We start from the raw sequence: 20,584 nt of genomic DNA on the forward strand, positions 1-20,584 counted from the left end.
ATGAAAAAAAGAACCACCATTATCATTTTAATTTTCCTTGCGGTATTGTTCGGAGGAGCATTGTATTATTTATTCCAAAAAAATCAACAATCACCAACAGTTTATAAAACCGAAAAAGCGGAGATTAAAACCATAATAAAAAATACAGTTGCAACTGGAAAAATAGTTCCAAAAGAAGAAGTTTTAATTAAACCGAATATCTCTGGAATCATTGAGGAAGTCTATGTTGAAGCGGGAGATGATGTAAAAGCGGGAGATTTGATAGCCAAAATCAAAGTTGTACCAAATATCTCAAGTTTGAATGGTGCTCAAAATCAAGTGCAAACTGCAAAAATTGATTTGGATAACCAACTTAAATTATACAACCGCCAAAAAACATTGTTTGACAAAGGTGTGATTTCTGCCAATGATTTTGATGTAGCCGAAACAAGCTACAAACAATCACAACAAAACTACAGAGCTGCTTTGCAGAATGTAGAAATCATCAAAACGGGGACTTCAAAAGGAATGGCGAATGTGGCTCAAACTATGATTCGTTCAACAGTTAACGGGATGGTTCTTGATGTTCCCGTAAAAGCAGGCAATCAAGTAATTGAAAGTAATAATTTTAATGAAGGAACTACAATCGCTAGCTTGGCAGATGTTGGAAGTATGATTTTCGAAGGAAAATTAGATGAATCTGAAGTTGGGAAAATCAAATTGAATTTACCTTTAGAAATCACGGTTGGAGCTATCGAAAACAAAAAATTTAGTGCCGTTTTGGATTACATTGCTCCAAAAGGAACAGAAGAAAATGGTGCGGTTCAATTTCCAATCAAAGGAACCCTGGACAATAAAGACAATACCTTTATTCGTGCTGGATTGAGTGCAAATGCATCCATCATTTTGGAAAAAGCTGATAAAGTTTTAGCCATCAAAGAATCATTGGTACAATTTGACGAGAAAACAAAAAAGTCCTTTGTAGAGGTTGAAGTTGGAACTCAAAAATTCGAAAAAAGGGATGTAAAACTTGGAGTTAGCGACGGAATTTACGTTGAAATAAAAAGTGGTGTGACCAAAGATGATAAAATCAAAGTTTGGAACCAAGCTGCAGAATAATTTCCAAAAGAACTATTACCCTTTTCTTACTTGAACATGAAAAAATTAAATTACATAGCAGTTTTGAGCCTACTTTTTTCCGGATTGTCACTACAAGCCCAAGAAAAAAAATGGACTTTGCGAGAATGTGTTGAACACGCTTATCAAAACAACATTACCATTCAACAAACCGAATTGGATGCTCAACTTGCCACAATTGACAAGAAAGATGCCTTTGGAAATATGCTTCCTACAGTAAATGCAAATGCTTCTCACAACTGGAATATCGGTTTGAACTTTAACCCGATTACCAACTTGGCCGAAACACAGACGTTTCAAAACACAGGTCTTGGATTAAATGTTGGTATTGATATCTACAGAGGTATGCAAAACCAAAACCGCTTGAGTCGCTCCAGGTTAGCCATCATTGCTGCACAATATCAAACTTCAAAAATAAAAGATGATATCTCACTGAATGTTGCAAATGCTTTTTTACAAATTCTTTTCAACAAAGAGAATTTAAAGGTACAAAAAGAGCAACTTGCTAACAATCTAAAGCAACAAGAACGGTCTCAAGAATTAGTTGATGCAGGATCAGTACCTAGAGGTGATTTATTTGATATTAAAGCAACTGTCGCCACTAGCCAACAAGCAGTTGTTACTGCAGAAAATACGCTTTTGATTTCAAAATTAACTTTGGCTCAACTGCTGCAATTGGAAGATTTCCAAAATTTTGATATTGCCGATGATAGCTATGAAGTAACCGATAGCCAAACGATGTTGCAAACACCAAGCTCAATTTATGAAAAGGCAAAAGAACAAAGAGTAGAACTGAAAATCGCCCGAACCAATCTTGAAATTGCCGAAAAAGACATCGAGATTGCTAGAGGTGCTTTCCAGCCAAGTCTTCAAGGTTATTACAGTTTTAGTTCAAGAGCTACTGATGCCGATCGTGTGGTTACAGATGCAAACGGAAACTTGACCCTTCGCGGTCCATCTCCAATTTTCGATCAATTTAGCGATAACAAAGGGCATGCCTTTGGATTTCAATTGAACATTCCTATTTTGAATGGATTTTCTGTCCGAAATAATGTAGAACGGTCAAAGGTGGCATTAGAACGATCTAAAATCAATTTCAAACAACAAGAATTAGATTTGGAACGAAATGTTTTCACCGCTTTCACAGATGCAAAAGGTGCTTTAAATGCCTATGAAGCTGCAGTTGTAGCACTTGAAGCTAGAACCGAAGCTTATAATTACGCCAAAGAACGATTTGCCGTTGGACTAATGAATGCTTTCGATTTGAACCAATCTCAAACCCTCTATGCCAATGCTCAATCGGATGTTTTGAGAACAAAATATGACTATATTTTTAGAGTAAAAGTAGTAGAATTCTATTTTGGAATTCCAATTATGGAACAATAAATGATGACTTCAGAAAAGATTTATATTTTAAATATTGAAACCGCTACCAAGAATTGTTCGGTTTCAATTGCAGAAAATGGAACAACCTTGTTATGTAAGGAAATTGCAGAACAAGGTTATTCTCATGCCGAAAAACTACATGTTTTTATCGAGGAAATTCTTCGGGAATGCAAACTAACAACCAAAGATTTAGCAGCGATTGCCATCAGTCAAGGTCCTGGATCTTATACCGGTTTGCGAATTGGCATTTCGGCTGCAAAAGGGTTGTGTTTTGCATTAGACATTCCATTGATTGCTGTTGATACTTTGGAATCATTGGCCCGACAAGTCAATGACAAAGATGGTTTTATTGTTCCAATGATTGATGCTCGACGGATGGAAGTCTATAGTGCGATTTTCAATTCCAAACACGAAAAAACAAGAGATGTAGAAGCAGAAGTTATTACCGAAGAAAGCTTTAACGACATCAAAGAAAATATCTATTTCGTTGGCGATTGTAGTGAAAAATGCAAAGCCGTTTTGATCAAAGATAATTTTATTTTTCTTGAAAATATCATCTATCCTTCGGCAAACGAAATGAGCCAAATCAGTTTTGATAAATACAAAAAAAACGACACTGTTGATGTCGCTTACTTTGAACCTTTTTATTTGAAGGATTTTTTTATGGCGAAGTAATTTTAAAATTTATTGACCTTTTTCCATTTCAAAAACCGAAAATTGTCAATTTTAATTCCTAATTTTTAATTGAAGTTTATCCATGATAAACTCTTGAAAAAATAATTTTATTTTCTTTTACTTCCAAAACTTCGGCGACAAGCATTTCTTCTTCATTTTCGACAGTTCGGATGTATTCCATAAAAACTCGGTTTTCATTTGCTGTTAGCGAAGTTACTTTATAATGCAAGCTTGGCAAACGCTCAAAAGCATCTTTCCACCAACTTCTCAATGCTTCTTTGCCAATCACCAAACCATTCGTTTCCGGCAATCGAATTTTGAGTTTTGGACTGTAATGTTGTGCCTCGTCGTCATAAAGCGACAAAAGTTGTTCGAGATCATGTTTGTTGAAGGCATCAAACCATTTGAAGGCGATGGATTGCAAAACTTGTGGTGTCATGTGTTGAATTTAAAAACTCCTCTTTCAAAAGTTTCAAAAGAGGAGTTTATTTTATTTTTTTCTGAAGCTATTATACATTCTTCAAATTGATAATTTCCTGTTCGGTTAGCAATCTCCAGTTTCCTCTTGGAAGATTTTTCTTGGTCAAACCAGCGAAAGCAACACGGTCGATTCTCAAAACATCATATCCGAAATGTTCAAAAATGGAACGAACCACTTTAATATTTGAACTTCTTAATTTCAGTCCAACTTCGCTTTTTGGTTCCTTCTCAATATAACTGACTTCTTCAACAAAAACTCTGTGATTGTCAATCGTCAAACCTTTACTGATTTTTTCAAGGTCTTCGAATTTTAGATTTTTATCTAATGAAACTTGATAAATTTTTGAAGATTTCTGACTCGGAAGACTGAATTTTCGAATCATATCGGTGTCGTTGGTCAACAAAAGTAAACCTGTCGTATTCTTGTCCATTCTTCCGACAGCAGCAATTTTTGCAGTTGTAGAACCTTTTACCAATTCTAAAACATTGCGGTAATCTGTCCCCTCATCAAAGGCTGTTGTAAAGTTTTTTGGCTTGTTTAGAAGGATGTATTCCTTTTTTTCTGGCGTAAGATTAACACCGTCAAAATTCACAGCATCAGTTAATTTTACCAGATATCCCATTTCAGTAACTGGAATCCCATTTACTTTTACGTTTCCAGATTGGATGTAAATATCGGCATCACGACGTGAGCAAACTCCGGAATTGGAAATATATTTATTCAAACGAATCTCGTCTGAAGCTTTTGCTCTTTTTGGTGCCTGGTTTGGCTTTTTGGCGATTTTCTCGTCTTCTACTTTTGGTTTCTCAGTAGCTTTCTTAGGCTTTTGAGATCGTTTGGCCATTGCCGGTTTTGGCTTGTTCGAACTTGGTCTGCTTGAACCTGTTCGCTTACTATTGCCTCCATTGTTATTCATAAATCAACATAATTTGTGCAAAGATAGGTTATTTTAGATTGCAGATTTTAGATTGTAGATTTTAGATTGCAGAATTAGAACTTAAATAACTGATTTTGAAATTGAATTTTATGATTTCTATTCTTTTTTTTGAAATTGATTTTTGAAATTGTTATTGATTTAGCCCGGATTGTAACGAAAACCCCGGAATTGTGAAAGCTAGTTTTTCCTGACACAAAAGAGCGACCAACGGAAGCTCCTTTTGTGTCAGGAAAAACAGCTTTCACAATGAGGAGTTGCAGTGGAAAGCCGGATGAGCTCCTGAAAAATTATATCTTTAGAAGCAAATTTCTCCCGTTCCACAAAACGGCTGGATCAATGAGGACGATACAGAAAACGCCTGCAACGATGAGGAATTTCAGGACGTTGTGGAGTTTTAAAAATTGCTCTTTGGTTTTGGATTTCCAAAGATATAGGGTGAAAAATATCAGAATAATGAGGCAAACATAAAAATAGATGTCCATATAACCCACGTCGTCTAATTCGATGAGAATGTAAACCGGAATAATGGTAAGGAAACATAAAACCGTAATGATGTATTTGGAAACTTTTTCGCCATAAACGACCGGAATGGTTTGATAATCGTTTGAAAAATCGCCGATAATGTTCTCTAAATCTTTTATCATTTCGCGAATAAGAAGCAAGAGAAATAAAAATGTAGCGTGAGAAAAGATAACCACGTAGGAACTTTTGTCTTCAATGTCTTTATAATACATCAGGAAAATGGCGAAAAAAGGCAAAATTGCCATTAAGGTTGACATTAAATTTCCGATGATGGTGAAGCGTTTTATTTTATGAGAATAAAACCAAATCAGGAAAATATAGACCGAAAAAAACAGCGAAGCTCTCCAAGAAACGAGCAACGCCAAAATTGCTACGAGAAAATTGAGCGAAAAATAAACGGTAAGTTTTGTTTTTTGACTAACCAAACGGTCGAGCATCGATTTTCGAGGTCGGTTGATGAGATCTTTTTGGCTGTCGTAGAAATTATTGATGATATACCCCGAAGCTATCGTAAGCGAAGAAGCCAAAACGATGATAAAAAGATTGAAATCCAAAAGGGTTTCGAGTGCGGATTTATTTTTGGCTAATATAAAAATAGCCGAAAGATATTGGGCTAGAACTATAACTGGAATGTTATATCCTCTTACAACAGAGAACAAACTGATAATTTTCATTACGAGAAGTTTGTTCTTTCTGCTTAGCATTTTGTAGGTTTTGGATAAGGATTGTTAGAATTTAATCCAAAAGTAAACTTTAAAATTGGTAAACCACTTCAAGTTTGTAATCTTTTAAGGTTTGTTTTGCTTTTTCTAAATCTTGAGTGAAGCCTAAGATATAACCTCCTCCGCCTGATCCGCAAAGTTTCAAATAGTAATCGTTTGTGTCGATGCCTTGTTGCCAGATGCCGTGAAACTGTTCTGGAATCATAGGTTTGAAATTATTCAAAACCACTTTTGAAAGTTTTTTGGTGTTTGAAAACAAAGATTTGATGTCGCCACCAAGGAAGTTTTCTACACAAGCATCGGTATATTTCACGAATTGGTTTTTCAGCATGGCACGGAAACCTTTATCTTTTAAGTTTTCCATAAAAATATTGACCATTGGAGCAGTTTCGCCCACAATGCCAGAATCTAATAAAAACACAGCACCTTTTCCGTCAAAACTTTGTGTTGGGATTCCGGTTGCTTCGATATTATCTTTAGAATTGATAAGGATTGGAATACTCAAATAACTGTTTAAAGGATCTAAACCAGAACTTTTTCCGTGGAAAAAAGATTCCATTTGAGAGAAAATTGTTTTTAGAGTCAACAGTTTTTCTCTGGTAAGATTTTCTAAAACCGTGATTTTATTGTTGGCATATTTGTCGTAGATAGCGGCAACCAATGCACCACTACTTCCTACTCCATAACCTTGTGGAATACTAGAATCGAAATACATTCCAGCATCAACGTCTTTTTTTAAAGTGGATAAATCGAAAGTAACCAATTCCGGTTGTTCATCTTGTAAGTTTTCAAGATAAGAAACAAATCTTTTAAGACTTTGATTGGATTTTGCAGAAGCTTCATCCAAAACATCGGCTCCTTTCAAGGCACCGTTGTAAAAATTATAAGGAATGGATAAACCTTTAGAATCTCTGATAATTCCGTATTCTCCGAAGAGTAAAATTTTTGAGTAAAATAATGGTCCTTTCATATACATGTATTAAAAGCTAATACTAATTTGCAATTTTATTTTATTAAAGGTAATCAATTTTGGTTAATCAAAACAAAAAAAATGTTTCAAAATTCAACTGCACCACTTCCAATTACATCGCAAATATACTGCCGATTTTGACAAAAGCCAACTAATTCATCTTTAATAAATTGCAAAACCGCATCTCTAACGTTTTCGGGATATAAAACATGAACATTTGCTCCAGCATCTAATGTAAAACAAACTGGAATTTGAGTTTCGTTTCTAAATTTCCAAATTTTATTGATGATTTCCAACGTATTGGGTTTCATCAAAATAAAAAAAGGCATCGAAGTCATCATCATAGCGTGTAAAGTCAAGGCTTCACTTTCTACAATCTTGATGAATTCTTCTAGATTTCCTGTTTCTAAAATGGCTTTTATTTTCGACAGATTTTCGTGAGCCTGTTCAAATCGTCTTTCGGCAAATGGATGATTGTGCATCAAATCGTGACCGACTGTACTTGAAACCTGCTTTTCGCCTTTATCAACCAATAAAATAGTATCTTGATAATTTTGGAAATTTGGATGTACTGACCTGGAAAACTCAACCCCAAACAAATCCGAACTTCCAGGAATTTCGCCGTGAGCTCCCCATTCAACAATATTTCCTTTGATACTTCTACAAGCACTTCCCGAACCTAATCGCGCCAAAAATGAAGCTTTTTGATAAAAATATTCATCTGTCATTTCAGGCAGTAATACTTTTTCCAAAGACATTAAGTTCATTGACAAAGCTGCCATTCCCGAAGCGGACGAAGCAATTCCTGAACTATGCGGAAACGTATTTTGAGTATCAATCGTAAAATGATACTCCTTTAAAAATGGCAAATACACCAAAACCCTTTCGAAGAATTTCTGAATTTTTGGTTTGAAATCCTCTTTTGGTTGTCCTTCAAAAAGCAAATCGAACGAAAAATCATCTGAAGAAGCTGTTTTTCTTTCGAAAGACAATTCCGTGATGGTCTTGCAATTATTCAAAGTAAAACTGATCGATGGATTAGCCGGAATCTGATGTTCCTTTTTGCCCCAATATTTCACCAAGGCAATATTACTTGGAGCACTCCATTTGAAAGTTCCTTTTTCGATAGAAGAAGAATAATTTGACGGTATAAAATCATTTGCAACAACCATTGTCTTTTTTCTGCAAAGATACTTTTTTTGAACAATTAGAAAATTCGATTACGAATTAGAATCCCTTTTTAAAGCAGATTGTTTATTTTTGGGAAAAATTAGCTCTATGAACAAATACACCAAAATATTAGTAATGGTTGCCACTTGCTTGGTAATTGGCTATTTCTCCGGAATCGTAACCCAATCCAGCATTACAACTTGGTATCCTACCATCGAAAAACCAAGCTTTAATCCACCAAATTGGATTTTTGCCCCGGTGTGGACAGCTCTTTATATTATGATGGGAATTGCAGCTGGTTTGGTTTGGAATTTAATCGAAAGTAAAAGAGAAGAAGTTCGTTCTGCCTTGATTTTTTTTGCTATACAACTGGCTTTAAATTCTTTGTGGTCGTTTTTGTTTTTTGGTTTAAAAAATCCGCTATTGGCTTTCATCGAAATCGTACTTCTATGGCTGATGATTTATGAAACCTATAATAAGTTCAACAAACTCAATAAAATTGCTGGATATTTGTTCATTCCATACCTTTTATGGGTGAGTTTTGCCACGATTTTAAATGGTTCAATTTGGTGGCTTAATCAATAATTTTTAGTTCAATCTTTCGCTTGAAACCGAATTATTCTTCTGCAAAAACGATTTTATTTGAAGTAACTGCATTTTTTCATCTTATTTATAATGAATAAAAATTAGCTATTTACAACGATATAGTTAAACCTAATTTACATTTTATGGTTGTGATTTCAATTGCTGAAACCTATCTTTGTAAGCAAAATTTTTTTTGCTAAAAATAACACCATGCAATCAAATCAATTAGATTATTTTCCAATTTTAATGCAGCTTGTTTTAGCTGTAGGATTTGTCGTAGCAACCATAATTGGCTCTAGTTTTTTAGGTCCTAAAAGATCTTCAAAAAACAAAGACAAAAATTTTGAGTGCGGTATCGAATCTGTAGGAAACGCACGTATGCCTTTTTCTGTAAAATATTTTCTAGTAGCCATCCTTTTTGTTTTGTTCGATGTCGAAGTGATTTTTATGTATCCTTGGGCTGTGAATTTCAGAGAAATGGGATTTGAAGGCTTAGCAAAAATGGGCATTTTTATGTTTCTTCTTGTCGTAGGTTTTTTCTACGTAATGAAGAAAAAAGGATTGGAGTGGGAATAATTGAATTATTTTGAATTTTGAATTTATAAATTTTGAATGAAGATGCAGAAAATTTATAATTCATTATTTTAAATTTAAAACAACAATACAAATGAGTGATTCAAAAGTTAATATAGTAGATGCTCCAGAAGGATTAGCTGGAGAAGGCTTTTTCGCAACAAAACTGAGTGATGTTGTCGGGATGGCTCGTGCCAATTCGCTTTGGCCTCTTCCATTTGCAACTTCTTGTTGCGGGATTGAATTTATGGCAACCATGGCTTCTCATTATGATGTGGCACGTTTCGGTTCTGAACGTATGAGTTTTTCTCCTCGTCAAGCGGATATGCTACTGGTTATGGGAACAATTGCTAAAAAAATGGCTCCTATTTTACGTCAGGTTTACGAACAAATGGCCGAACCAAGATGGGTAATTGCCGTTGGAGCTTGTGCTTCATCTGGAGGAATTTTTGATACTTATTCAGTTTTGCAAGGAATTGATAAAGTAATCCCCGTTGACGTTTACGTTCCAGGATGTCCTCCAAGACCAGAACAAATTCTAGACGGAATTATGAGATTGCAAGATTTAGTACGATCAGAATCCGTTAGACGAAGAAGTTCCCCAGAATACACCGAATTATTGGCTTCTTATAACATCAAGTAATTATAAATGGCATTAGAAACCTCCGTTATACAAACAAAATTAGTTGATAAATTCGATACAATCGTAACCGACTTTGTTCAACAACACGACATATTTGCTTTTGAAGTAGATGCAACATCTATTATCGAAGTAATGCAATTTTTAAGAGACGACGCCACATTGCGTTTCAACTTCCTAACCGATCTTTGCGGAATTCACTATCCAGATGCAACCCCAGACAAGCAATTTGCTGTTGTTTATCACATGCACAACTGGAGAGATAATGTAAGAATCAGAATTAAATGCTTTTTAAATGCCGAGAATCCTGAAATAGATACCGTTACAAGTTTATTCTTGGGTGCTAATTGGCAAGAAAGAGAAACATACGATTTCTACGGAATCACATTTAAAGGTCATCCACAATTGAAAAGAATCTTGAACATGGATGAAATGACTTCTTTCCCAATGCGTAAGGAATTTCCTCTCGAAGATGGCGGAAGAACAGACAAAGACGACCGATTTTTCGGAAGAACAACGGATAATTGCTAATGCACCTGAAATAATATTGATATAAATGTCAGACTTATTATTACCACCAGAATTACGATATGCCGATATCATCAAACAAAGGCAAAATGAAGACGGAAGCGAGCTTTCGATTCTGAATTTAGGTCCTACTCACCCGGCTACTCACGGAATTTTCCAAAATATCCTTTTAATGGATGGGGAAAGAATCGTGGATGGCGAGGCGACAGTTGGTTATATCCATCGTGCATTCGAAAAAATCGCAGAAAACAGACCTTTTTACCAAATCACACCTTTGACGGACAGGATGAATTACTGTTCGGCACCTATCAACAATATGGGTTGGTGGATGACGTTGGAAAAAGCATTGAATATAGAAGTTCCAAAACGTGTACAATATATGAGGGTTATCATAATGGAATTGGCGAGAATTGCCGATCACATTATTTGTAACTCCGTTTTAGGTGTTGATACGGGAGCTTTGACTGGATTCTTATACGTTTTCCAATACAGAGAAAAAATCTACGAAATCTACGAAGAGATTTGTGGAGCCCGTTTGACAACCAATATGGGAAGAATCGGTGGTTTCGAAAGAGATTGGAGTCCGCTTGCTTTCAAAAAAATCGATGATTTCTTGGAAGAATTTCCAGCTATCTGGTCAGAATTTGAAAATTTGCTTACCAGAAATAGGATTTTCATGGACAGAACGATTGATGTTGGTCCAATTTCTGCCGAAAAAGCAATGAGTTATGGTTTTACAGGACCTAACTTGAGAGCGACAGGAGTTGATTATGACATTCGTGTGATGCAACCTTATAGTTCGTATGAAGATTTCGAATTTGATATTCCTGTTGGAAAGTCAGGCGATACATACGATCGTTTTTGCGTTCGTAATGGTGAAGTTTGGGAAAGCTTGAAAATTATCAAACAAGCCTTGGCAAAAATGCCGGAAGGACCATTCCATGCTGATGTTCCGGATTATTACCTTCCGCCAAAAGAAGATGTTTACAATACTATGGAAGGATTGATTTATCACTTTAAGATTGTAATGGGAGAAATTCCAGTTCCAGTAACCGAAGTATACCATCCAGTTGAAGGTGGAAACGGAGAATTAGGTTTTTATTTGATTACAGACGGAAGCCGAACTCCTTTCAGATTACATTTTAGAAGACCTTGCTTTATATACTACCAAGCTTTTAATGAAATGGTTCAAGGACAAATGCTTTCGGATGCCATTGCAACCTTATCAAGTTTGAATGTAATTGCAGGAGAATTAGACGCTTAAGGATTTCAGATTGTTGATTAACGATTTTAGATTTCAGATTTAGAAGAAAAATGGAAAGAACACATCATACACAAGAAATAAATATCACAGAAGCATTGATGACTCGCATCAATGAACTGATCAGTCATTATCCAGAGGATAAAAGAAAATCAGCTTTACTTCCTGTGCTTCACGAAGTTCAAGATGCTCACGACAACTGGTTGAGTATTGAATTGCAAGACAAAGTCGCTGAGATATTGCATATAAAACCTGTGGAAGTCTATGAAGTGGTGAGTTTTTACACCATGTTCAACAGAAGACCAATCGGGAAATATATGTTTGAATTCTGTCAAACTTCTCCTTGTTGCTTGAGAGGTGTCGAAAACCTCATGGATTATACCTGTGAAAAACTAGGTGTAAAAGTTGGAGAACCAACACAAGACGGAATGTTTGAAGTTCGTGGTGTGGAATGCCTTGGAGCTTGTGGTTATGCTCCAATGATGCAATTAGGCGATTTTTATCAGGAACATTTAACACCCGAAAAAATCGACCAGCTGATAGTAGATTGCAGAGATAACAAGATTACTTTACACGATAAATAATATGTCACAAAAAATATTATTAGATAAAATCAATGTCCCGGGAATCAAGACCTACGAGGTGTACCGTCGTGAAGGTGGTTATGCTTCTGTAGAAAAAGCCTTGAAAACCCTTACTCCTGATGAAGTAGTAGAAGAAGTAAAAACTTCTGGACTTCGTGGTCGTGGTGGTGCAGGATTTCCTGCCGGAATGAAGTGGAGTTTTATTGATAAAAAATCAGGAAAGCCAAGACATTTAGTTTGTAATGCCGATGAATCTGAGCCGGGAACATTCAAGGACAGATTCTTGATGGAATACATTCCGCACCTTTTGATTGAAGGAATGATTACGTCAAGCTATGCATTGGGAGCCAATCTATCTTACATCTATATTCGTGGCGAATATATGTGGGTCTATAAAATTTTAGAACGTGCCATTGCCGAAGCGAAAGCTGCCGGTTGGTTAGGAAAAAATATATTAGGTTCAGGATACGATTTGGAATTATACGTTCAAATTGGTGGTGGAGCTTATATCTGTGGAGAAGAAACAGCCTTGATTGAATCGTTGGAAGGTAAAAGAGGAAATCCTCGAATCAAACCACCGTTTCCTGCCGTTTCGGGTCTTTGGGCGAATCCAACGGTGGTAAATAATGTTGAAACTATTGCAGCAGTGCCGTGGATTGTAAACAATTCTGGTGCTGATTATGCAAAAATTGGAATCGGTCGTTCTACTGGAACCAAATTGATTTCGGCTTCAGGACATATCAAAAATCCAGGTGTTTACGAAATTGAATTGGGACTGAGTGTTCACGAATTTATGAACTCTGATGAATATTTGGGTGGAATGATAGACGACAGACCTTTGAAAGCTTTCGTTCCTGGAGGTTCTTCTGTCCCAGTTTTACCAGCAAATTTAATTTATAAAACAGCCAATGGCGAAGACCGTTTGATGACGTATGAATCTTTATCTGATGGTGGTTTCGCAACAGGTTCGATGCTAGGTTCTGGAGGATTTATTGTTTATAATGATACCGCTTGTATTGTTAGAAATACTTGGAATTTCTCAAGATTCTACCACCACGAAAGCTGTGGACAATGTTCGCCTTGTCGTGAAGGAACAGGTTGGTTGGAAAAAGTATTGCACAGGATTGAAAACGGTCACGGCCGTGAAGAAGATATTGAATTGCTTTGGAGCATTCAAAGCAGAATCGAAGGAAATACGATTTGTCCGTTAGGAGATGCAGCGGCTTGGCCTGTTGCAGCAGCTATTCGTCATTTCAAGGAAGAATTTGAATACCACATCCGTTTCCCAGAAAAAATTAAAAACAGAGACCATTTTGTAGCGGAGCCTTTTGAAAAGGTGAGACATTTGGTAGCGAAGCAAACAGTTTAATAGGTTTGAAGTTTAACGTTTAAAGTTACACAACCTTAAACGTTAAACCTTAAACTTTCAAACAAAATATAAGAATGAAAGTAACAATAGACGGTCAAAGTATAGAAGTAGAACCGGGGACCACCATCCTTCAGGCTGCTCGAATGATTGGAGGAGAATCTGTTCCGCCAGCGATGTGCTATTACTCTAAATTAAAAGGCAGTGGCGGAAAATGCCGTTGTTGTTTGGTTGAAGTTGCAAAAGGTAGCGATGCTGACCCAAGACCAATGCCAAAATTGATGGCATCTTGTGTAACAGGTTGTATGGACGGAATGGAAGTGAACAGTACAGCTTCTGAAAGAGTTCAGGATGCTAGAAAATCGGTAACGGAGTTCCTTTTGATCAACCACCCATTGGATTGCCCTGTTTGTGACCAAGCAGGAGAATGTGATTTGCAAAACTTGAGTTTCAAACACGGAAAATCACAAACCCGTTATATCGAAGAAAAAAGAACGTTCGAACCAGAAAATATAGGTCCGAATATCCAATTGCACATGAACCGTTGCATCCTTTGCTACCGTTGTGTAATGGTTGCCGATCAATTGACCGACAATCGTGTTCACGGTGTGATGGACAGAGGTGATCATTCCAACATCTCTACTTGTATTTCTAAAGCAATCGACAACGAGTTTTCTGGAAATATGATTGATGTTTGTCCTGTTGGAGCTTTGACTGACAAAACGTTCCGTTTCAAATCGAGAGTTTGGTTTAACAAGCCTTTTAACGCTCATAGAGAATGCACAACGCCAGGATGTTGCGGAAAAACTACGGTTTGGATGTTTGGTGGAGAAATTCAAAGGGTTACAGGAAGAAAAGATGAATACCACGAAGTGGAGAATTTTATCTGTAATACATGTCGTTTTGACAAAAAAGAAGTTTCAGATTGGACCATTGAAGGACCTCGTAAATTCGAGAAAGATTCGGTTATCAACCAAAATAATTATACCAGAAAATTAGATACTGTTGTGATTGAAACTGAAGAAGGAATATTGAAAGGTCGTGAAGAAGATCGTAAAAAAATCAGTATGCCTGCAGTTCCACTAGACAGGGAAGAAAATGCAGTTTTTAAAAACGGAAACGTATAACCAATGGATAGTGCAATTATTTTAGAAAAAGGAATTTTCATCGTAATCATATTTGCCATAACGATGTTGATGGCGATGTATTCTACATTGGCAGAAAGAAAAGTAGCGGCTTGGCTTCAGGACAGGATTGGACCAAACAGAGCTGGTAAAGGTGGGCTTTTGCAACCTTTGGCAGATGGTTTGAAATTATTTTCGAAAGAAGAATTTTTACCTGATACACCTAACAAATTTCTATTTGTTGTAGGTCCCGCGATTTCGATGAGTGTTGCCTTGATGACAAGTGCTGTTATTCCTTGGGGTGATAAATTACATTTATTTGGAAGAGATATTATTCTACAAGCAACTGATATTGATGTTGCCCTTTTATATGTTTTCGGAGTGCTGTCAGTTGGGGTTTATGGAATTATGATTGGTGGATGGGCTTCTAACAACAAGTTCTCTTTGATGAGTGCCATGAGAGCCGCTTCCCAGATGATTTCGTATGAAGTTGCAATGGGACTAGCAATTATTGCCTTGATTATGATGACGGGAACTTTGAGTTTGAGAGAAATTTCAGCTCAGCAAAGTGGCATGAACTGGAATATTTTCTATCAGCCGGTTGGATTTGTTATCTTCTTGATTTGTTCGTTTGCTGAAACCAACAGGACGCCTTTTGATTTGGCAGAATGTGAGGCGGAATTAATTGGAGGTTACCATACGGAATATTCTTCTATGCGAATGGGATTCTATTTATTTGCTGAATATGCAAGTATGTTTATCTCATCTACAATTTTGGCGGTTTTATATTTAGGAGCTTACAACTATCCAGGAATGTCTTGGGCGGTTGAAAACTGGGGTGTAAATATTGCAAACGTAATTGGAATATTTGTTTTATTTGCAAAAATTTGTTTCTTCATCTTCTTCTTTATGTGGGTAAGATGGACGATTCCAAGATTCCGTTATGACCAGTTGATGCGTTTGGGATGGCAAATGTTAATTCCGTTGGCAATTGCAAATATTGTGGTTACAGGAATTGTTATTTTGTTGTTTGACAACTAGGACCAAAAGTTTAAAAGAAGGCGAAAAGATTATCTTCTAGCCCCGATTGAAGTGGAAATCCTTTTCTTTTTTTCTTTAAAAAAGAAAAGATTGCAACGGAAAGCGGGAACATGGATTACAAATACAAAAGGACGATTTGCTCCTTAAAAAAAGAAATTAATTACGATATGTCAATAGAAACTATATCATTATCGGGAAGAAAAAAAGAGGTTTCGAACAAGAAGATGACTTTTTGGGAGAGCTTGTATCTTGTGGCAATTGTCAAGGGTTTGTTTATTACAATCAAGCACTTGTTTACCAGAAAAGTAACGATTAAATATCCTGAACAGGTGAGAACCCGAAGCGATGTTTATCGTGGACAACACATGTTGATGCGTGATGACGAAGGTCGTGAACGTTGCACTGCTTGTGGTTTATGTGCACTTTCGTGTCCGGCTGAAGCCATCACGATGAAGGCTGAGGAAAGAAAACCTGAGGAAAAACATTTGTACAGAGAAGAAAAATATGCTTCGATTTATGAAATCAATATGTTGCGTTGCATTTTCTGTGGATTGTGTGAAGAAGCTTGTCCGAAGGAGGCGATTTATTTGACAAAATCTAAAGTTTTGGTTCCTTCGAATTATGACAGGGAAGAATTTATTTTTGGAAAAGATAAATTGGTTATGCCGCTTGAAGCTGCAATTGCAAATGGTAAATTAAAAAACGCTAACTAATGTCAACAGTACTTATCATTTTTTGTATTCTCGCCGCTGTAACATTGGCTTCGGCATTTATGACCATTTTCACTAAGAATCCTATTCATAGTGCGATTTATCTGGTAATTTGTTTCTTCTCGATTGCTGGTCATTACTTATTGTTTAATGCTCAGTTTTTAGCTTTGGTTCACATCATTGTCTATTCAGGAGCGATTATGATCTTGATGTTGTTTACCCTGATGTTAATGAACCTCAACAAGGAAGACGAAGTGCACAAGCCTAGGATTACCAGACTTGGAGCGGTTGTTTCTTTCTTATTGATTATATCTGTACTGATTGCAATATTCATTCAAACGAAACCAATCGTTGGACCTTATGACACAACAGGAGAAGATTACCAATCGATAAAAGTATTGGGACAAGTGTTGCTTGACCAAGATAATGGCTTTATGGTTGCTTTTGAGTTTGCTTCCATCTTATTGCTTGTTGCCATGATTGGTGCGGTATTATTGTCTAAAAAAGAAAAATCATCTAAATAATTATGGATAGTGTTTTAAACCAAATTGGTATCGAAAATTATATCTTCCTTTCAGTGGCACTTTTTTGTATTGGTGTTTTTGGGGTGTTGTATAGACGAAATGCCATCATCGTTTTTATGTCGATTGAAATCATGTTGAATGCTGTGAACCTTTTGTTTGTTGCTTTTTCAACGTACCATCAGGATGCACAAGGTCAAGTCTTTGTATTTTTCTCTATGGCTGTTGCTGCTGCAGAAGTTGCCGTAGGTTTGGCGATTCTCGTTGCGATTTTCAGGAATTTAGGTTCGATTGATGTAGCTAATTTAAAAAACTTAAAAGGATAATTTTCGATGGATATAAATTTAGCTTTAGTATTATTATTAGCCCCTTTTTTAGGATTTTTAGCCAATATATTTCTTGGAAAAAGTTTAGGCAAAAACATTTCAGGAGCTATCGGGACAATTGCTGTCGTGGTTTCCTTTGCAATGTCGCTTTTCTTTTTTCTACAAATTAATCAAACAGGGCAGCCTATCTCTATTCATTTATTTGATTGGATTGCCATCAGTAATTTCAATATCGAATTTGGGTTCCTTTTAGACCAATTGTCATTGCTTTGGTTGCTGTTTGTAACCGGAATCGGTTCATTGATTCACCTTTATTCTATCTCTTACATGCACGATGACGAAAAGATGCATAAATTTTTTGCTTATTTGAACTTGTTCGTTTTCTTTATGATTACGCTTGTAATGGGGAGCAACTTGTTGATTATGTTTATCGGATGGGAAGGTGTCGGACTTTGTTCTTACCTACTTATCGGGTTTTGGTATAAAAATCAAAACTATAATGATGCCGCCAAAAAGGCTTTCATCATGAACCGAATTGGGGATTTAGGCTTCCTTGTTGGTATTTTCATCATCGGTTTCATGTTCAATACATTGGATTTTGCTACTTTGAAAGCTACCATTTTAGCAGGAAATAATTTAGATGCTTATTGGATCGCAGCTGCAGGATTGGCTTTGTTTATTGGAGCTTCTGGAAAATCTGCACAAATTCCGTTATATACATGGTTGCCAGACGCGATGGCGGGACCTACTCCAGTTTCGGCCTTGATTCACGCAGCAACGATGGTAACAGCTGGTATTTTCATGATTACCAGATTAAACTTCTTGTTTGATTTGGCTCCAGCCATTCAAGATATAATTGCTGTAATTGGTGCTATCACTTCCTTGGTTGCAGCAACAATTGGTTTGGTTCAGAACGATATCAAGAAGGTTTTGGCCTACTCTACCGTTTCACAATTGGGTCTGATGTTCTTGGCTTTAGGTTTGGGAGCTTATGAAATTGCCGTTTTCCACGTGATCACACATGCTTTCTTCAAAGCTTGTCTGTTCTTGGGTTCAGGTTCCGTAATCCATGCTTTGCACCACGAACAAGATATGCGAAAAATGGGTGGTTTGCGAAAAGCAATGCCTATCACGTTCATTACGATGCTGATTTCTAGTTTGGCAATTTCTGGTATATTCCCGCTTTCAGGGTTTTGGTCTAAGGATGAAATCTTGATGACGGCTTATCATCAAAGTCCGGTTCTTTGGGTAATTGGTTCGCTTGCTTCGATCTTGACAGCTTTTTATATGTTCCGATTGATGTATTTGACTTTCTTTAAAGAATTCCGCGGAAGCGAAGAACAAAAACATCATTTACACGAAAGTCCAGCGTTATTGACATTTCCATTAATTGTGTTGGCTATTTTGGCAGCAATTGGCGGTTTAATCAGTCTTCCAGGACACAGTTGGTTGAATCATTATCTTGAACCTTTATTTTCTAAAGCGCACGAAGCACATCATTTAGGAACTACTGAATATATGTTGATGGCTATTGCAACTGTTGGTGCATTATTAGGAATTGGAATTGCATACGCAAAATATATCAAGCAGGCTCAAGTTCCTGAAGAAGATGAAAAAATTACAGGTTTCTCTAAAGTTTTATACAACAAATATTATGTTGACGAAGTGTACGAAGCAATCATCGTAAAACCAATCAACCTGCTTTCTCGTTTCTTTAGGGATTATATTGAAACAGCTTTGGCTTCGATTGTTTTTGGCTTCGGAAAAGCGGCTAACGAACTTAGTTTCCAAGGAAAAAAATTACAGAATGGAAGTATCGGTTTTTACCTTTTCGCTTTCGTGATAGGCTTTTGTGCCATTGTTTCGTATTTAATTTTAGCTCAAAAAAAATTCTAACATAATGGATGTATCTTTTATACTAATTATACTTTTAATCGGTGCTTTTGCAACTTATTTTTCAGGAGATAAACTAGCTCCAAAAGTAGCCTTGCTTTTCGGATTGGTATCCTTAGGATTTTCCGTTTACCTGTTGAGCCTTTTTAATGCCGGACAAAATATTGATTTTATTTCGGCTTGGATCACAAAACCTAGTATTTCATTTTCGCTTAAAGCGGATGGATTATCGTTGGCCATGTTGCTTTTGAATACAGCCTTGACACCTTTGATCATCTTTTCAGCTTTTGGAAATGAATTCAGAAATGCAAAAAATTTCTATGCCCTAATCTTATTTATGTCTTTCGCAATGGCGGGAACTTTCCTAGCTGCTGACGGACTTTTATATTATATTTTTTGGGAATTGGCCTTGATTCCAATTTACTTTATCGCCTTGATTTGGGGTAATGGAGATGCCGAAGAACGTAAAAAAGCGGTTGTAAAATTCTTTATTTACACCTTGGCTGGTTCGTTGTTTATGTTGACGGCTTTTATCTATTTATACGGAAAAGCGGGAAGTTTCTTGATTGAAGATTTATACAAATTAGAACTTTCATCTCAGGAACAACTTTGGATTTTCCTTGCTTTTTTCTTGGCGTATGCCATCAAGATTCCGATTATTCCATTTCATACTTGGCAGGCAAAAGTGTATCAAAAAGCACCAACCGTTGGAACAATGTTGCTTTCAGGGATTATGCTAAAAATGGGATTGTACAGCGTTATCCGTTGGCAATTGCCTCTTGCTCCATCTGCAGCAAAAGAATATATGACTATTTTTATTGCTCTTGGAATTGCTGGAGTAATCTATGGTTCGATTGTAGCTTTGAGACAGAAAGACCTTAAAAAACTATTGGCTTATTCTTCTCTAGCTCACGTTGGGTTGATTGCAGCTGGAACTTATACTTTAAACCTTGACGGACTTCGTGGTGCTGTATTGCAAATGATCGCTCACGGTTTTGTAGTGGTTGGTTTATTCTTCGTAGCTGAAATCATCTACAGAAGATATGAAACCAGAGAAATCTCCGAAATGGGAGGTATCAGAAGCCAATCGCCTAAATTTACTTCTATGTTTATGATTTTGGTTTTAGCATCGGTTGCTTTACCTTCAACCTTTAACTTTATTGGAGAATTTACGGTATTGTATAGCTTGTCGCAAATTGGAATCATCTGGGCTATACTTGGTGGAACAACCATTATCTTAGGAGCTTATTATATGTTGAGAATGTTTCAACATGTGATGCTGGGCGAAACTAATGCGAAACTTTTTAAAGATGTAACTACTAATGAAACAATTGTTTTAGTTAGTATCATCACATTCCTATTATTCTTCGGAATTTATCCAAAACCTATAACAGATTTGATTACTCCAAGTCTTGAAAATATTATAACTATAATCAATCGATAACCCTCAAAT

Annotated in this window: 22 protein-coding genes; 17 read left to right on the top strand and 5 right to left on the bottom strand. The window is 36.4% G+C overall.

Annotation, left to right across the window (positions count from 1 at the left end; all coding sequences use genetic code 11):
* From G508_RS0106420 to tsaB, 3 genes are read left to right on the top strand one after another with little or no spacing between them, the layout of a single operon-like run.
* Complete coding sequence (locus tag G508_RS0106420; RefSeq protein ID WP_026704542.1) at positions 1 to 1,098, top strand: efflux RND transporter periplasmic adaptor subunit; 1,098 nt, start codon at positions 1 to 3, stop codon at positions 1,096 to 1,098.
* Between the two features lie 36 nt (positions 1,099 to 1,134).
* Complete coding sequence (locus G508_RS0106425) at positions 1,135 to 2,502, top strand: TolC family protein (RefSeq protein WP_026704543.1); 1,368 nt, start codon at positions 1,135 to 1,137, stop codon at positions 2,500 to 2,502.
* The gene (gene tsaB, locus G508_RS0106430; protein WP_026704544.1) at positions 2,503 to 3,177 is read left to right on the top strand and encodes a tRNA (adenosine(37)-N6)-threonylcarbamoyltransferase complex dimerization subunit type 1 TsaB; all 675 of its coding nucleotides are present in this window, start codon (positions 2,503 to 2,505) and stop codon (positions 3,175 to 3,177) included.
* Positions 3,178 to 3,253: 76 nt separating this feature from the next.
* On the opposite strand, the gene G508_RS0106435 is transcribed toward tsaB, so the two are convergent.
* The 5 genes from G508_RS0106435 to G508_RS0106460 all read right to left on the bottom strand — a co-directional run bounded on the left by G508_RS0106435 (position 3,254) and on the right by G508_RS0106460 (position 7,981).
* Complete coding sequence (locus G508_RS0106435; RefSeq protein ID WP_026704545.1) at positions 3,254 to 3,616, bottom strand: nuclear transport factor 2 family protein; 363 nt, start codon at positions 3,614 to 3,616, stop codon at positions 3,254 to 3,256.
* A gap of 70 nt (positions 3,617 to 3,686) precedes the next feature.
* Positions 3,687 to 4,574 carry a pseudouridine synthase gene (locus tag G508_RS0106440; protein ID WP_026704546.1) on the bottom strand — a complete coding sequence of 296 codons (888 nt, stop codon included), beginning with the start codon at positions 4,572 to 4,574 and terminating at the stop codon, positions 3,687 to 3,689.
* Between the two features lie 308 nt (positions 4,575 to 4,882).
* Positions 4,883 to 5,821 carry a geranylgeranylglycerol-phosphate geranylgeranyltransferase gene (locus G508_RS0106450; protein ID WP_026704548.1) on the bottom strand — a complete coding sequence of 313 codons (939 nt, stop codon included), beginning with the start codon at positions 5,819 to 5,821 and terminating at the stop codon, positions 4,883 to 4,885.
* A gap of 49 nt (positions 5,822 to 5,870) precedes the next feature.
* A complete protein-coding gene (locus tag G508_RS0106455; RefSeq protein WP_026704549.1) occupies positions 5,871 to 6,809 on the bottom strand; it encodes a mevalonate kinase family protein in 939 nt (312 codons plus the stop codon).
* Positions 6,810 to 6,895: 86 nt separating this feature from the next.
* On the bottom strand, positions 6,896 to 7,981 hold the full coding sequence (locus tag G508_RS0106460; protein WP_026704550.1) for a diphosphomevalonate/mevalonate 3,5-bisphosphate decarboxylase family protein: 1,086 nt from the start codon (positions 7,979 to 7,981) through the stop codon (positions 6,896 to 6,898).
* Positions 7,982 to 8,087: 106 nt separating this feature from the next.
* Between G508_RS0106460 and G508_RS0106465 the strand changes: the two genes are divergently transcribed.
* The 14 genes from G508_RS0106465 to G508_RS0106535 all read left to right on the top strand — a co-directional run bounded on the left by G508_RS0106465 (position 8,088) and on the right by G508_RS0106535 (position 20,575).
* Positions 8,088 to 8,564 carry a TspO/MBR family protein gene (locus G508_RS0106465; protein WP_026704551.1) on the top strand — a complete coding sequence of 159 codons (477 nt, stop codon included), beginning with the start codon at positions 8,088 to 8,090 and terminating at the stop codon, positions 8,562 to 8,564.
* Positions 8,565 to 8,774: 210 nt separating this feature from the next.
* Positions 8,775 to 9,140: an NADH-quinone oxidoreductase subunit A gene (locus tag G508_RS0106470; protein WP_026704552.1), complete on the top strand. Its 366-nt coding sequence runs from the start codon at positions 8,775 to 8,777 to the stop codon at positions 9,138 to 9,140.
* Between the two features lie 91 nt (positions 9,141 to 9,231).
* Positions 9,232 to 9,780 (top strand): NADH-quinone oxidoreductase subunit B, encoded by a 549-nt coding sequence (locus G508_RS0106475; RefSeq protein WP_026704553.1) that lies wholly within the window; start codon positions 9,232 to 9,234, stop codon positions 9,778 to 9,780.
* A gap of 6 nt (positions 9,781 to 9,786) precedes the next feature.
* The gene (locus G508_RS0106480; protein WP_026704554.1) at positions 9,787 to 10,308 is read left to right on the top strand and encodes an NADH-quinone oxidoreductase subunit C; all 522 of its coding nucleotides are present in this window, start codon (positions 9,787 to 9,789) and stop codon (positions 10,306 to 10,308) included.
* Between the two features lie 25 nt (positions 10,309 to 10,333).
* The gene (locus tag G508_RS0106485; protein WP_026704555.1) at positions 10,334 to 11,569 is read left to right on the top strand and encodes an NADH-quinone oxidoreductase subunit D; all 1,236 of its coding nucleotides are present in this window, start codon (positions 10,334 to 10,336) and stop codon (positions 11,567 to 11,569) included.
* 50 nt (positions 11,570 to 11,619) lie between these two features.
* Entirely contained in the window at positions 11,620 to 12,150 is a 531-nt protein-coding gene (locus G508_RS0106490) for a complex I 24 kDa subunit family protein (protein ID WP_026704556.1), read from the top strand.
* 1 nt (position 12,151) lies between these two features.
* Positions 12,152 to 13,519 (top strand): NADH-quinone oxidoreductase subunit NuoF, encoded by a 1,368-nt coding sequence (nuoF, locus tag G508_RS0106495; protein ID WP_026704557.1) that lies wholly within the window; start codon positions 12,152 to 12,154, stop codon positions 13,517 to 13,519.
* A 74-nt stretch (positions 13,520 to 13,593) separates the two neighbouring features.
* Complete coding sequence (locus G508_RS0106500) at positions 13,594 to 14,643, top strand: 2Fe-2S iron-sulfur cluster-binding protein (protein ID WP_026704558.1); 1,050 nt, start codon at positions 13,594 to 13,596, stop codon at positions 14,641 to 14,643.
* Positions 14,644 to 14,646: 3 nt separating this feature from the next.
* Positions 14,647 to 15,681, top strand: coding sequence for an NADH-quinone oxidoreductase subunit NuoH (nuoH, locus tag G508_RS0106505; RefSeq protein ID WP_026704559.1), 1,035 nt, complete (start codon positions 14,647 to 14,649; stop codon positions 15,679 to 15,681).
* 167 nt (positions 15,682 to 15,848) lie between these two features.
* On the top strand, positions 15,849 to 16,394 hold the full coding sequence (locus G508_RS0106515) for a NuoI/complex I 23 kDa subunit family protein (protein WP_026704560.1): 546 nt from the start codon (positions 15,849 to 15,851) through the stop codon (positions 16,392 to 16,394).
* Positions 16,394 to 16,915 (top strand): NADH-quinone oxidoreductase subunit J family protein, encoded by a 522-nt coding sequence (locus G508_RS0106520; RefSeq protein ID WP_026704561.1) that lies wholly within the window; start codon positions 16,394 to 16,396, stop codon positions 16,913 to 16,915. Before G508_RS0106515 ends, G508_RS0106520 begins: the two co-directional genes overlap by 1 nt.
* 2 nt (positions 16,916 to 16,917) lie before the next feature.
* Positions 16,918 to 17,238: an NADH-quinone oxidoreductase subunit NuoK gene (gene nuoK, locus G508_RS0106525; RefSeq protein ID WP_026704562.1), complete on the top strand. Its 321-nt coding sequence runs from the start codon at positions 16,918 to 16,920 to the stop codon at positions 17,236 to 17,238.
* Positions 17,239 to 17,244: 6 nt separating this feature from the next.
* Positions 17,245 to 19,134, top strand: coding sequence for an NADH-quinone oxidoreductase subunit L (gene nuoL / locus G508_RS0106530; protein ID WP_026704563.1), 1,890 nt, complete (start codon positions 17,245 to 17,247; stop codon positions 19,132 to 19,134).
* Positions 19,135 to 19,138: 4 nt separating this feature from the next.
* On the top strand, positions 19,139 to 20,575 hold the full coding sequence (locus G508_RS0106535) for a complex I subunit 4 family protein (RefSeq protein WP_026704564.1): 1,437 nt from the start codon (positions 19,139 to 19,141) through the stop codon (positions 20,573 to 20,575).
* Positions 20,576 to 20,584 lie beyond the last annotated feature (9 nt).

Origin of the sequence: Flavobacterium soli DSM 19725 (genome assembly GCF_000422705.1) — a bacterium.
GTDB lineage: Bacteria > Bacteroidota > Bacteroidia > Flavobacteriales > Flavobacteriaceae > Flavobacterium > Flavobacterium soli.